This window comes from Bacillus sp. SDLI1 (assembly GCF_001553895.1).
Taxonomy (GTDB): domain Bacteria; phylum Bacillota; class Bacilli; order Bacillales; family Bacillaceae; genus Bacillus; species Bacillus siamensis.
On the sequence record NZ_CP013950.1, the window covers coordinates 1,237,285 to 1,250,683 of the forward strand.

Consider the following 13,399-nt stretch of genomic DNA (forward strand, 5'->3'; position numbering starts at 1 on the left):
GGCGAATCTTTTGATTCACCCTCCTCCTGATTACACCGCGGACTGCGCCGTTCCTTTCTGCAATTCATACATTTGATGGTACTGCCCCTTTTGCGCCATTAATTCGTCATGGCTTCCTTTTTCAATGATGCGCCCCTTTTCCAAAACGAGAATCTGGTCTGCGTGTCTGATCGTGGAAAGCCGATGGGCGATAATAAATGTCGTGCGCCCTTCTTGCACCACGTGCAGCGCTTTTTGAATGATTGCTTCTGTTTCGGTGTCAATGTGCGCCGTCGCCTCATCCAAAATTAAAATCGCCGGATCGAACGCGAGCGCCCTTGCAAAAGAAATCAGCTGGCGCTGGCCTGAAGACAGTGTCCCGCCTTTTTCCGTGACGGGCTCCATAATGCCCTTCGGCAAGGATTGCAGAAGGCCTGCGGCGCCGACTTGCCGAAGCGCTTCTTCAGCCTGCTGCAGGGAAATACGCTGATCATCGAGGGTCACATTGGAGCCGATCGTTCCAGAGAAAAGATACGGATCTTGCAGCACGATCCCCATATGCGATCTCAGCTCCTGTCTTGACATGCCGTATATGCTTTTTCCGTCCAGCAGGATATCGCCTTTTTCGGCATCATAAAAACGGAACAGAAGATTCAGGATGGAGCTTTTGCCTGAACCCGTATGGCCGACGAGGGCGACCGTCTCGCCTTTTTCAGCTGTAAAGCTGATGTGTTTCAGCACCTCTTCTCCCTTTCGATACCCAAAAGAAACATCGCGGAATTCCACAGTCCCTTCCGCCTTTCTGTCTGCGGGAGAGCCTGTTTCTTCCGTTTCCTCCTCCTGTAAAAGCTCAAATACCCTGCCCGCGGAAACACGGGCCAATTCAAGCTTTGAAAATTGGTTGACAATCCCCGTAACCGGCTGGAACAAACGGTTTAAATAATCAACAAACGCATATAAAACGCCGATCGAAACAATTCCGGCCGCACTCAGACTCGCGCCTCCGAAATACCAGATCAGCCCGACAAACGCCAGATTGCGCAACACATTGACAAGACTGTGGGACATGAGGGAATTTAAAGACAGCATTTTGTTCTTATAGCGGAAATGAGCTTCATTCAATTCTTCAAATTCCTTCATCGTTTCCTTCTCGCGGCGAAACGCCTGAATAATCGGCATCCCTTGAATGGACTCATTCATTTTTGCATTGATGTCACTGTTAATGGAACGGATTTTTTGGTTGAAGACGGATGCGTATTTGCGGTACACAACCGACCAGATCATTAAGATCGGAATAATCAAAAGGCAGACGGCGGCCAGTCTGACATCAAGCATAAACAGCGCCGTAAAAATACCGAGCATGTAGACGCCGCTTGTGATAAACGTAGACAGCACCGTTACATATAAATCTCTGACCGCTTCTGTGTCATTCGTAATGCGGGCCACGACTTTTCCGGCAGGCAGATTATCAAAGTAGCGGATCGGCATTTTTTGAATGTGTGAAAATACATCCTGCCTCATACGCTGTATGATTCGGTTCGCTCCCATCTGCAGCAGGTAATGCTGGCCGTAATGAAAGCACACGGAAAACATGAGCAGTCCCGCGTAAATAGCGGTCAACGTCAGCAATCCTTTTATTTCCGGACGGTAAAATTGAAAAATTTCCTGTTTAGATAACGCAATAGCGGGATATGACCTGCTTTCTTTACCGTTTGATATTGTCAGCCGGCCGTCAGTCACCGAACGGTTTCCGTCAAAACTGACGGGACCCTCAACAAAATAGTAGGCCGCACCGACTTGATAAATGTGCGCCTCTCCGGTTTTCTTCGTCCCCGGTTTGAGCCGGTCCTCCCTGACATAATCATGCCCTCTGAACCTGACGGCGTCCGGATCGTCCCCAGAGGCTTTAACCCATGTTTTTTCAACGCCGAGAATATGGTCGTCAATCATTTTTTTTCCGATAAACGGGCCGGTCAGCTCAGTCCCGACCGCAATAATGAGCAGAACGACCGCCCATATCAGCAGCTTTTTGTATTGAAGCGCGTAATTCCATAATCTTCTTCCGGTCTTCATGCGCCCGTCCCCCCTTCTTCAAGAGAGGACAGCTGCTGCCTCTCATATTGTTTCCGATACCAGCCATTCTTCGCCAACAGCTCCTGATGCGTGCCTCTTTCAGACACCCGGCCTTCGTCCATGACGAGAATGAGATCTGCGTGTTCAACTGCCGAGAGCCGGTGAGTGGTAATAATCGTTGTTTTATGCCGCCGTTTTTTACGGATGCTGTCAATGATGGCCGCTTCCGTTTTCGCGTCTACGGCAGAAAGCGAATCATCTAATATGAGAATGTCCGGATCTGTCAAAAGCGCTCTCGCAATTGAGATGCGCTGTTTTTGTCCGCCCGAGAGCGCTACCCCCTTCTCGCCGACAAGCGTCTCAAGCCCTTCTGAAAGCATGCCGATATCTTGTTTAAAATGCGCATCCTTCAGCGCGCTGCCGATTTCCTCTTCGGTTGCGTCCTGCCGACCGTAAAGCAGATTTTCCTTCACCGTCTTTGAAAATAAAATATGATCCTGCGGCACATAGCCGATCCATCCTCGGAGCTTCTCAAGCGGAATCTCCTGAATCGGAACGCCTGTAAACGTGACGGCTCCCGCACCGGGCGGATATTCACGCAGCAGCTGCTTAATAATCGTCGTCTTTCCGCTTCCCGTTTTTCCGACGATGCCGAGTGTCTGCCCTTTTTCAACGGAAAATGATACATCGGAAACAGCCGGTCCCGCTCCGCTCGGGTACGTAAAAGTCACTTGTTCAAAAACAAGACGCCCGGGCTCCTTGATATCGGCGGGCCGCTTGGGCCCTGTCACATCAGGCTCATAGGAAAGGGTCTCATTGACACGGTCTAAGGAGGCATTGCCGCGCTGCATGATATTGATTAATTCTCCGATCGCAAACATCGGCCAGATCATCATTCCGAGATACACGTTAAACGATACCAGCTCTCCCAGCGTCAGCCGGTTTTGAAAAACGAGATAGGCGCCGTAGCCGAGACCGATGAGATAGCTGAGCCCGACTAGAAGTTTCACAGTCGGTTCAAAGAGTGAATCGATAAACGCCACCTTCATGTTTTTCTCGTATACATCCGCCGTCATATCACCGAAACGGCTGACATCATTTTTTTCCTGCACGAAAGCCCGAATGACCCGGACGCCGGATACCGACTCCAGCACCTTGTCATTTAATGATCCGAAAGCATCCTGCGCTTCCGTAAACCGCTCATGGATCTTTTTTCCGTACAGACTGACCGCAGCCGCCATAATCGGCAGCGGGATAATCGCGGCAAATGTCAGCTTCCAGCTGATGAGAAGCCCCATTGTCAAAAATATCGTCAGCATATACATCGTCGAATCGACGAGCGTTAAGACCCCGAAGCCCGTCGTCATACTGACGGCCTGCAAATCATTCGTCCCCCGCGCCATTAAATCGCCCGTTCTGTATTTCTCAAAAAACGGCGGTGACATTTGAAGAAGCCTTCCCATCAGTTTTGATCGGAGAATTTTCTCCATGACATTCGCCCCGCCGAAAAGCTGGTACATCCAAAAATAGGACAGCAAATAAACGGCTGCCGTTAAAGCGAGAAACACACATATGTAAAACAGCATCCCGCTTTTCGTAAACACGCCCGCCTTCATATCGTCTATTGCGTTACCGAGAAGTTTCGGCGGGAACATTTCGATGACATTCACAATCAATAACAGAACAATCGCTGTCGTATAGCGCAGCCAATAGGCTTTAAAAAACCAAGCGAGCTTTTTTAATACAGTAAACAAATACCGTCATCCCCTTTCATGAATCAGCCGCCCTCAAGTTTTTCCGGATTGTTTTTCATTGTTTTCGCTAATACCGCCACATGCATCACACCTGTCTTTCATTCATTTTTTGTATAAAAAAAGACATGAAGCGTCAGCTCCATGCCTCTTATTATTATAAATAAGGTACAGACCCGCCTGATATGCGCGACTGCACCGTTTTTAAGCAAATGTTCAGAAAACGGAAGGTGTATGGCAGTCACGCCGATATTCAGCTGAAGATGAGTTGACAAGCTTTAATTCTGACATGATCCATACCTCCTTTTTTCCTATATTATTCCTTTATCATATAAACGAATCCTTTTTTTGTCAATACAGGTTTTAGATTTCTTCCGTACGGGTATCGTTTTATAAACCTTTTTTACTGAAAGGATGAGGCCGATGTTTCACGCGGACCGGTTGATTGCAGCTTTTGACGGAAGTCATGACAGCAAGAAAGCGCTTCAAAAAGCGATAGACCTTGCAAAAACATTTCACGCGAATTTAACGGTCGTACATTCTCACAATGCAAAAGATACCCAGACGATTGTCGATCCCCCGAGGCCGGGAGCCGGTGCCACGTATATCGGCGGCGGGATTGCAAGCGTTCCCGACCCGCTTCAAGCGGAAAGAATCCCCCCTGACCCGATGATTTATGAAGACCGTACGGAAGAAATCATTGCCGAAGCGAGAATGCTGATGAACGACAGCCAGATTGACGGGGATATCGACATTTTAGAAGGTGATCCCGCTGATGCCATTATCGAGCACGCCGACCGCATATCGGCGGATCTGATCGTCATGGGGAGCAGAGACCAGAACAGGCTGAAAAAACTTTTATTCGGAAGCGTCAGTGAAAAGCTGTCATCGAAATCCGACATTCCGGTGCTGATCGTAAAATAATCCTTTCTGTACAGCAGCTTAATCAAAAGCTGCTTTTTTTAAAGCTCCCGGCTGTTTCCTCTTTTTTTCGGCATCACAAAAAAACTCGCCATGATCAAAAAATCAATGCACAGCACGACAGACCAGCCCTTCAACAGCCCGCTTAGCGCTTCGGTGCGGGAAGCGTCCTGAATGAGAAATACCGTTCCGGCTAAAAGAACGCCGCCGATGACAAACGCTAATACATGCCTTCCCCATCCTTTTGCATAATGTTTGGCATAATCCAGTCCGTACCGCTTGACCGGTTTTGCCCCTTCCTTTACGACATAATAGCGGAAACGCTCATCCGCCCATTGAATCATGCTTTTTCCGAAGGCGACAGACACTCCGATATAAACGGCCGCCACTGCATGCGCCATAGTCGCCGTCGCCCCTCTGTATAAATCAGCTGCGGCCGCCGCAAACAATACGGCATCAAGTAAAGGAATGAGAGCGAAAAAGAACATTCCGAGCTTTTGCCGCCTGAATAAATACCGCGCCGCCAATCCGAAGATGACAGCCGCCCAAAAAGCAGCCTCACAAATGACAATCAACCAAGCAATCGCGTTCAATCCGGTTCCCCCTTATCGTTTTCTAAAGAGCATTGTAACACCTCTTTTTATTTAATACAATTGTATTATAAAATTGCAAGAAATATTTTTTCCTGTTACACTGGAGACATGCCTAAAATCATCGATCATGAAAAAAGAAGAAAACAAATAGCCGAAGCCACTTGGCGGACGATTTTGGAGCGGGGCATGGAAGGAGCGACAGTGAGAAACATCGCCCGGGAAGCGGGTCTTTCTTTAGGCGCGCTGAGGCACTATTTCACCACCCAGGATGAGCTTTTAGGGTATGCGATGACCCTCGTAAAAGAAAAAGCGGCCGCCAGAATTAACGAAGTTGCCAAGACAGATCTGCCGCCGAAAGAAAAAGCGGTGCGTCTGATGCTTGAAATCATCCCGACAGATGAAGAAACGATGGCTGAAATGGAGGTATGGTTCGCTTTCACAGCTTATGCCAGACATAAGGGAGAAGAATTTCATCCCCAGCACGACGGGATCTTGGCATATATCCGCGGTCTGATTGACTGGCTGGATGATAATAAGCATCTGAAACCAAATCTTGATAAAGAGACAGAAGCGGAGAAATTGTATGCCATTGCCGACGGATTGGCGCTGCATGCACTGCTTGAACCTGAGCGTCTCTCAAAAGAGAAAATCTCCCGCGTGCTCGTTCAGCATATCGAGTCTCTTTTTATCTGACAGAAGCAAAAAGGCCGGATGTGTTTCCGGCCTTTTTCCGTTTATGACTGAACGCCGATCTCCTGCTGAATGCTCAATTGAAAAGCCTCTTGAATCGTTTTGGCTACAGGACCCGGCACACCGCTGCCGACCGGTTTTCCGTCAAGAGTTACGATCGGGATTAGTTCAGAGGTTGTCGACGAAATAAAAATTTCATCCGCGTTTCTGAGTTCGTCTTCAGTAAGGGGCTTCTCCCGCACCTCAATCCCGTTTTCTTTCATCAGCCCTAAAAGTTTCATCCGCGTAATGCCGTTTAAAATCAGCTCATTTGCAGGATGCGTCCGGACGGTGCCGTTTATGACGGCGTATACATTGGAAGAGGTTCCTTCCGTGACTGCTCCGTCCCTTATCAGCACCGCTTCATAAGCGCCTGCTTCATAGGCTTTTTGTTTTACCATCACATTATACAGTAAATTCAGACTCTTAATGTCACACCTCAGCCAGCGCTTGTCTTCGGCCGTTATGGCCTGCGCTCCGGCTTTTTGTTCATTTTCCGGTTTTTTCACTGAAAAGGTGTATGCCGTCGTCTGCGGCTCCAATCCTTCATCATACTGGTGCTTCCGGGGCGCCTTCCCTCTCGTCGTCTGAATATAGACCCCGCCGTCAATGAGTTTGTTTTCCTGTACGAGCTTTTGGAGATCCCATTCTATGTCTTCTGCGGAGAACGGCAGGGTGATGCCGATTTCTGCGGCGCTTCTGAAAAGACGGCCGATATGCTCATGCAGACCGAATAAAACGCCGTTGTATACTCTGATGACTTCATACACACCGTCACCGAATTGATATCCGCGATCCTCAATATCAACTGCGGCTTCTTCACGATCAATCAACTGGCCGTTTACCAATGTCTTCATGTAAACCCTCCTCATCGTTATCTGCCGTGATGCGGATTCTCAGCTGTTATTGTCAACTATTCTATCATATTGAACAAGCAGGCAGCGGAGTTTATTTTTTTCTTAAAATCTTATGATTCGACATATTTTCTATGTCTTTTCCAGTTTTGTTCCTGTATACTTGATTCGACATACATATGCTGTTAACTTATGGTACTATGCAAGCCTCTGCTGTTATCGGCATTATGAAGAAATTTATGCTACTGGAGAGATTGTTATGCGCAAGACAAAAGAAGGTGCTTCCCCTTCTCTGTTTTCATTAGCTTTTAAACTTACGAGTTTAGCAGTTTTGTGCGGACTGCTTCTGGTAATCGTCATAATGGGTTATTCCGCTTCCGCCGCAAAAAATAAACAGGTCACAGTGACTGCAAACGGGCAGCTTCGAGATGAAACAGAAAGCCTGCGGATGAAAAACGATTCTCCCGACATCCTGCTTAAACATTTGCAGAAAGAGCGGGACACGGGAAAAAAAACGGTATATTTAACCTTTGACGACGGGCCGTCTCCTTATACTGAACAGCTGTTGAATGTATTGAAGGCAAATGGCGCAAAGGCCACTTTTTTTATGCTTGAACCGCGGATGAAAGCCTATAGACATTCCGTGCAAAGAGCGAATCAGGAAGGAATCGCGCTCGGCCTGCATGGCGTGACGCACGATAATCACCTGTTTTATCAAACACCGACATCGCCGCTGAAAGAAATGCAGCAGGGACGCGATACGCTCCAGGCCATCACGGGAGTGAAAACGGATCTTGTCCGCACGCCTTACGGCAGCAAACCGTCATTGACAGACACCCAGATCAAGCATCTCGAAAGAGGCGGCTTTGTGTACTGGGACTGGACGATTGACAGTGAGGACTGGAAATACAAAAATGCCCGGTACGTGCCGGAAGTACTGAATCAGCTCGCATATTTGGAAAGCGTCCATACGAGCAGGCCGCATGTCATTTTAATGCACGATCTGCCTGCGACCGTGCATGCTTTGCCGAGCCTGATCCAAAAACTGAAAGCCCAGGGCTACTCCTTTGATATTCTGACGGACCAAATGATTCCCGTCCATGAATAAGAAAAAGCCGGATCTGTATATGATCCGGCTTTTTTTATATCGCAGCGCTGATCCGCTTTGCAAATTCACCGATCTTCTCATGAATGACAAGATCAAATAAATGGTCGCAATATGTCGGCTCAAGATTAATGATCACCTGCTTCAAACCGGGAATCCGGCTCGCATCCTCAGGGACAAACCTTGCCGGCGCCACCTCAAGCGAAGTGCCGATCACAAGAAGGAGATCAGCTTGATCAAGCTTTTCATAAAGGGTTTCAAAATGCTGGACGAGATCGCCGAAAAGTACGACATCCGTCTTTAATACAGTGCCGCAAACCGCATGATCTCCGGTTTCCGCCGTACATTCCGGCACTTCTTCCTTCAGCAGATGAGAAAGCCCATAGCGCGCTCCGCAGCGGGGGCATGCGGCGGTCTGAATTGAACCGTGAAGCTCATAGACACTGCTGCTTCCCGCTTTCTTATGCAGCCCGTCAATATTCTGCGTGAAAATGTCTACCTGCTTTCCCCGCTTTTCAAGGTCTGCCAAATACTTATGGCCGGCATTCGGTTCATAGCTTCCGCTCATTTTCATCTGAAACAGCTGTTTGAATTTGGGCCAGAAGTCACGCGGACGGCGTTCAAAGTATTCCCTGCTCATCGCTTCCATTCTGGAGGTGTCTTCGGTCCATATACCGCCCGCCGAACGAAAATCCGGAATGCCGGATTCCGTGCTCATTCCCGCTCCCGTCAGCACCGCGATACGTTCAGCCTGATTGATCAATGTCATAAACGCTTCCACTCTTCCACCGCCTTTTCTTTTTATCATATCATGAAAAAAGAACGGCGCCCGTTATGCCCGTTCTTTTTCTCCGGAATGATCCTTCACATGAACCGGATCATCGTGGCTTTTCTGTTTTACGAATACATTCTGGCCCGGATAGGCGAATTCCACGCCTTCCTCCGCAAAAATATCAATAATCCGGCGGTTGATATCCTGCCGCACGTCCAGGCTTTCCGCCCAAACGATGGTCTTTGTGTAAAAGTTAAAAAAAAGATTGTAATAGCTGTCCGCAAACACGTCAAAGTTAACCATAATCGTATCATCATGCACGCCTTCATGTTCACGAAGCATTTCTCTGAGCCTTGTGATGCACCGCTCTAAACGATCAATCGGCGTCGCATAAGAGACACGAACGGAAAACGTGATCTGGCGCTTCGTCATTCTCGTCCAGTTTGTGATGGCTTCCATCGACAGCGTTGAATTGGGCACAGTGACGAGCGCCCCCTGCGCCGTCCGGAACCTTGTGCTTCGGAATGTGATATCTTCAACGCCTCCCGTCACAGATGACGTCTCGACCCAGTCGCCGATCGTAAACGGCTTTTCCGTAATGATGATAATGCCGCCGAAAAAATTGCTGATCGTATCTTTAGCCGCGAGCGCGAAGGCCAATCCGCCAAGTCCGAGTCCGGCCACAAACCCATTAACATCATAATTGAATTCCTGTGCGATCACGCTGACGCTGAGTGCGAGAATGACAAAGCGCAGCACCTTGGATAAAAACGGCGCCAAAATGTCATCCATATCAAGCTCAAAGCGCTGATTGACTTTATGAAATAAAAAGGAAGACGCCGATGTCAGATTGCAAAGCCCCCAGGCGATCAGCGCTATGATCAGAGAGCGGTACATTTTTTTAACAATGTCCATCTGCCCGTCTAAAAACGGCGAATACTCAATCGCTAAAAACAGCCCCAGCGCCACGAAAAACCATCTGGCCGGCTTATCAAACGCTACAGCAATCTGTTTGAATATATCGGTTTTCGGTTTGTTCGCCAATTTGTAAACAAGCTGGAAAAAGTATTTGACAAACAGTTTTCTCAAAATGAGAAAAGCCGCTAAAATCCCAATGCTGATACAGATCTGCAAAATATGGTCAAGAGTAAAAAAGCTCTTAAAGTGTGTCACCATGGCATATACTCCTTTGTCTTGTCGAAAATCTATTATACTAAAACATTCGGACATCAGCTTCTTTTAATGTCTTTATGAAAGCCTGAAAAACCCCGGCAGCAGAACACAGCCGGGGTTTTTCACAAATTCGTTCATCTTTCAGCCAGATACAACAGGGGCAGGCACTATTTCTTCTTCGATTGTGTCTGTTTCAGGAGAGTCGCTTTTTGGATCTCAGCATCGGTTTCGGCTTTAATTCTTTCCTCCACTTTCAATCTCCCTTTTCCCATGATCTCGCCTCCTTTTTGCCATTATAAATCATCACTGCGGAATGTAAACCGAAAAAAGCACTATCTTTATTCCAAAAAATACTGTTTCGCACATTCACCAGTTTGAATCGCTGTGCATATATGAATTTGATATAATAACAGAAATGCCCATGAGGGGAGCTGACAAGCTTGTATACCATCGCTCATCGCGGCGCATCCGGTTATGCGCCCGAAAATACATTTGCGGCATTTGATATCGCTGCCGAAATGAACGCTGATTTCATTGAGCTTGACGTCCAGCTCACAAAAGACGGACACATTGTCGTCATACATGATGACAGAGTCGACCGGACGACGGACGGCTCTGGTTTTGTAAAAGATTTCACGCTGAAGCAGCTGCAGTCCCTGGACGCCGGCAGCTGGTACGGGGCTGAGTTTAAAGGGGAACGGATTCCCCTGCTCGAAGAGGTCTTGAAGCGTTATCATTCTAAAATCGGATTTTTAATTGAACTGAAAGGGCACGCTTCTCAAGTCGGTCTTGAAAAAGCAGTCGGCCGGCTGTTAAGCAGGTTTTCCTTTTCCATGCATCATATCGTTCAATCTTTCAGCCTGAAGTCGATTCAGGCCTTTCATGATATGTATCCGTCCGTTCCGACTGCAATTATTGCCAGGCCCAGCTTCGGGAGGTTTTCCAGAAGCCAGCTGAACGCCTACAAATCAGCCGCACATTATGTCAATATTAAATATACCCGCCTGAATCGGTTCTTGATTTCCACCGCTCACAAACACGGCCTGAAAGTATTTGCCTGGACGGTCAGAAATCAAAAGACGGCCGAAAAGCTGCAAATGATGGAAGTTGACGGCATTGTAACTGATTTTCCGGATTTTATTTCTAAGGATGGCTGATATGAAACAATACATCGCAATTTTTATCGGAGGGGCGCTCGGCGCTTTGCTCCGCTTTGAAATGAGCACACACATTCACAGCCGGTCTTTCCCGGCGGCTACTTTCCTCGAAAACGCGGCGGGAAGCCTTTTACTCGGTCTTATCACGGGTTATTTTCTCATTCGGGCTAAACGCCCTCTCCTGACCGCCTTTTTCGGAACCGGTTTTTGCGGAGGTTTCACGACGATGTCCACCTTCGCAAAAGAAACCGTCTTTTTGCTGCAATCGTCTCCCGCAGCGGCTTTTTGTTATGCTGCCGCGACTTTATTCGCCGGTCTTGCCCTTGCATACGCCGGCATTTTCTGGGGACGGTGGATTGCTCTTCGCATCGCGGGAAGGGAGCATGATACGCCATGACGATTGTCTTGATGCTTATTGCAGCGGGAATCGGAGCGGTATTACGGTTTCTGCTGGGGCAAACCGTTTCAGAAAGGACAAAGGGTTTGCCGATTCCGCTTGGAATGGCTGCGGTCAACCTGCTCGGCTCCTTCGGCCTCGGCATGTTCACCGGATTGGGTCTGGATAACCCTTCAGCCGGCATCATCATTGCGACAGGCTTTTTCGGTGCGTTTACGACCTTTTCCACCTTCAGTATTGAAGCCGTGCAGCTGATGATGAACAACCGCATAAAGGAAAGCCTGCTTTACATCGCAGTTTCAGCAGCCGGAAGCCTTTTGGTGTTCTGGTGCGGCTTCATTATCATTTCCATTTAAAAAAACCTTGAGCTTATTTTTCGCTCAAGGTTGCGTTATGAAGCATGACCGTTTCAGGCACGGGCAGCGGGCGGTTTATTGTCCCCTGACCGCCCGGGCGGCCCTGTTCTTCTTTTAATTCAAGCTGTTTAATAAACCGGCCGTCCATTTCTAAGATGAGGGCAGTGTATCCCCCAATCTGTATCGACTCCCCCGCACAAATATCAATATTCCGCTTCAGCACAAGGCCTCCGATCGTGTCGACTTCCTCTTCAATCTCTGCGCCGAGCAGATGATTCACCTGATCGATCCGAACTTTTCCGTCCAGAATATAATGACGTTCGGACAGCTTTTGAATCAGCGGCTGTTCATCTTCATCAAATTCGTCTCTGATATCCCCGACGATTTCTTCAAGGATGTCTTCGGTCGTCACAAGACCGGACGTCCCGCCGTATTCATCAGACAATATCGCCAGATGAATCCGCTCTCTCTGCATTTTTATCAGCAGGTCGTGTATCGGAATCGTCTCAATGACTTCAATGACCGGGCGGACGTAAGACGTGATGGATACTTCCGCTTTTTCATCTTCTGTCATAAACAGCAAGTCTGAAAAAAGATGCTTCGTATTGATCATGCCGATGACGCTGTCTTTGTCCCCGTCTGTTACGGGCCATCGCGTATACTTGTCTTTCAGCATCATATCGAGCATTTCCGGCACGGTCATATCAGTGGAAACAGCGGCGATTTCTTTTCTCGGAATCATGATTTCCTTGGCGATCCGATTATCAAATTCAAAAATTTTATTCACAAATGTATATTCGGACGGATTGATTTCTCCGTTTTTTAAACTTTCTGACAGCAGGATCCGCAGCTCTTCTTCAGAATGGGAGCCTTCATGCTCAGATGCCGGCTTTAATCCGGCCAGACCGGTTAAAATCCTCGCGGAGCCGTTTAAGACCCAAATAAACGGGAACATGAACACGTAAAATAACCGAAGCGGCCCGGCAATCCATAGCGTCAGCTTTTCCGCTTTTTGAATCGCAACCGTTTTAGGCGCAAGCTCACCGACGACGACATGTAAAAACGTAATCAGCCCGTACGCCGCAGCAAAAGCAATCACATGCTCAGCAGAATCCGGCAGCCCCATACTCTGTAACACAGGATGAAGCATCCGCTCAAATGCAGGCTCTCCCAGTACGCCGAGCCCGATAGATGTCAGTGTAATGCCGAGCTGCGAGGCGGATAAATACTCATCAAGATCCGTAATGATACGCTTTGCGAGCACTGCCCGTCTGTTCCCTTCTGAGATGAGCTGATCGATTCTGGATCTCCTCACTCTGACGATCGCAAATTCACTCGCCACGAAAAACGCCGTTAACGCAATGAGCACACCGATTAAAATCAAACTGTCAATATCGTCCATTTCACCTTATCCCGAATTGAAGGATAAGGACGTCACCTCCTGATTTCATCGTTTTTTCTTAAGCGAGAGGAACGAAATGGGCGATTGACTACACAGAGGGCCCCATCCTGCCACCTCCTAAGTCAAAGTATGATTGT

14 protein-coding genes are annotated in these 13,399 nt (G+C 48.1%); 6 read left to right on the plus strand and 8 right to left on the minus strand.

Annotation, left to right across the window (positions count from 1 at the left end; all coding sequences use genetic code 11):
- Positions 1–30: 30 nt before the first annotated feature.
- Together AUL54_RS05625 and AUL54_RS05630 are read right to left on the minus strand one after the other, a co-directional pair.
- Positions 31–2,052 (minus strand): multidrug resistance ABC transporter ATP-binding protein/permease BmrD, encoded by a 2,022-nt coding sequence (locus tag AUL54_RS05625; RefSeq protein WP_060963177.1) that lies wholly within the window; start codon positions 2,050–2,052, stop codon positions 31–33.
- Positions 2,049–3,806 carry a multidrug ABC transporter ATP-binding protein BmrC gene (locus AUL54_RS05630; RefSeq protein ID WP_060963178.1) on the minus strand — a complete coding sequence of 586 codons (1,758 nt, stop codon included), beginning with the start codon at positions 3,804–3,806 and terminating at the stop codon, positions 2,049–2,051. The genes AUL54_RS05625 and AUL54_RS05630 overlap by 4 nt, the downstream gene beginning before the upstream one ends.
- A gap of 420 nt (positions 3,807–4,226) precedes the next feature.
- Here AUL54_RS05630 and AUL54_RS05635 point away from each other — a divergent pair, with 420 nt between their 5' ends.
- Positions 4,227–4,727, plus strand: a complete 501-nt coding sequence (locus AUL54_RS05635) for a universal stress protein (RefSeq protein ID WP_016938372.1) — start codon at positions 4,227–4,229, stop codon at positions 4,725–4,727.
- A gap of 38 nt (positions 4,728–4,765) precedes the next feature.
- On the opposite strand, the gene AUL54_RS05640 is transcribed toward AUL54_RS05635, so the two are convergent.
- On the minus strand, positions 4,766–5,317 hold the full coding sequence (locus tag AUL54_RS05640; RefSeq protein WP_060963179.1) for a hypothetical protein: 552 nt from the start codon (positions 5,315–5,317) through the stop codon (positions 4,766–4,768).
- A 108-nt stretch (positions 5,318–5,425) separates the two neighbouring features.
- Between AUL54_RS05640 and AUL54_RS05645 the strand changes: the two genes are divergently transcribed.
- Positions 5,426–6,010 carry a TetR/AcrR family transcriptional regulator gene (locus tag AUL54_RS05645; protein ID WP_060963180.1) on the plus strand — a complete coding sequence of 195 codons (585 nt, stop codon included), beginning with the start codon at positions 5,426–5,428 and terminating at the stop codon, positions 6,008–6,010.
- Between the two features lie 41 nt (positions 6,011–6,051).
- Here AUL54_RS05645 and dat read toward each other — a convergent pair whose 3' ends face one another.
- Complete coding sequence (gene dat / locus AUL54_RS05650) at positions 6,052–6,903, minus strand: D-amino-acid transaminase (RefSeq protein WP_060963181.1); 852 nt, start codon at positions 6,901–6,903, stop codon at positions 6,052–6,054.
- Positions 6,904–7,159: 256 nt separating this feature from the next.
- Here dat and AUL54_RS05655 point away from each other — a divergent pair, with 256 nt between their 5' ends.
- Complete coding sequence (locus AUL54_RS05655) at positions 7,160–8,008, plus strand: polysaccharide deacetylase family protein (RefSeq protein WP_060963182.1); 849 nt, start codon at positions 7,160–7,162, stop codon at positions 8,006–8,008.
- Positions 8,009–8,042: 34 nt separating this feature from the next.
- On the opposite strand, the gene AUL54_RS05660 is transcribed toward AUL54_RS05655, so the two are convergent.
- The 3 genes from AUL54_RS05660 to AUL54_RS21120 form a co-directional block, all read right to left on the minus strand.
- A complete protein-coding gene (locus AUL54_RS05660; RefSeq protein ID WP_395941028.1) occupies positions 8,043–8,774 on the minus strand; it encodes an NAD-dependent protein deacylase in 732 nt (243 codons plus the stop codon).
- A 63-nt stretch (positions 8,775–8,837) separates the two neighbouring features.
- Positions 8,838–9,953 (minus strand): mechanosensitive ion channel family protein, encoded by a 1,116-nt coding sequence (locus AUL54_RS05665; RefSeq protein WP_016938378.1) that lies wholly within the window; start codon positions 9,951–9,953, stop codon positions 8,838–8,840.
- 164 nt (positions 9,954–10,117) lie between these two features.
- Positions 10,118–10,222: a YhdX family protein gene (locus AUL54_RS21120; protein ID WP_003155299.1), complete on the minus strand. Its 105-nt coding sequence runs from the start codon at positions 10,220–10,222 to the stop codon at positions 10,118–10,120.
- Positions 10,223–10,390: 168 nt separating this feature from the next.
- On the opposite strand from AUL54_RS21120, the gene AUL54_RS05670 reads away from it, so the two are divergent.
- Genes AUL54_RS05670 through crcB form a run of 3 tightly spaced genes read left to right on the plus strand, consistent with a single transcriptional unit; the run spans position 10,391 to position 11,860 of the window.
- Positions 10,391–11,107 (plus strand): glycerophosphodiester phosphodiesterase, encoded by a 717-nt coding sequence (locus AUL54_RS05670; protein WP_060963183.1) that lies wholly within the window; start codon positions 10,391–10,393, stop codon positions 11,105–11,107.
- 1 nt (position 11,108) lies between these two features.
- Complete coding sequence (locus AUL54_RS05675) at positions 11,109–11,504, plus strand: fluoride efflux transporter FluC (protein ID WP_060963184.1); 396 nt, start codon at positions 11,109–11,111, stop codon at positions 11,502–11,504.
- Positions 11,501–11,860, plus strand: coding sequence for a fluoride efflux transporter CrcB (gene crcB / locus AUL54_RS05680; RefSeq protein WP_045927082.1), 360 nt, complete (start codon positions 11,501–11,503; stop codon positions 11,858–11,860). The genes AUL54_RS05675 and crcB overlap by 4 nt, the downstream gene beginning before the upstream one ends.
- 13 nt (positions 11,861–11,873) lie before the next feature.
- Here crcB and AUL54_RS05685 read toward each other — a convergent pair whose 3' ends face one another.
- Positions 11,874–13,262, minus strand: coding sequence for a hemolysin family protein (locus AUL54_RS05685; RefSeq protein ID WP_060963185.1), 1,389 nt, complete (start codon positions 13,260–13,262; stop codon positions 11,874–11,876).
- Positions 13,263–13,399: the final 137 nt, after the last annotated feature.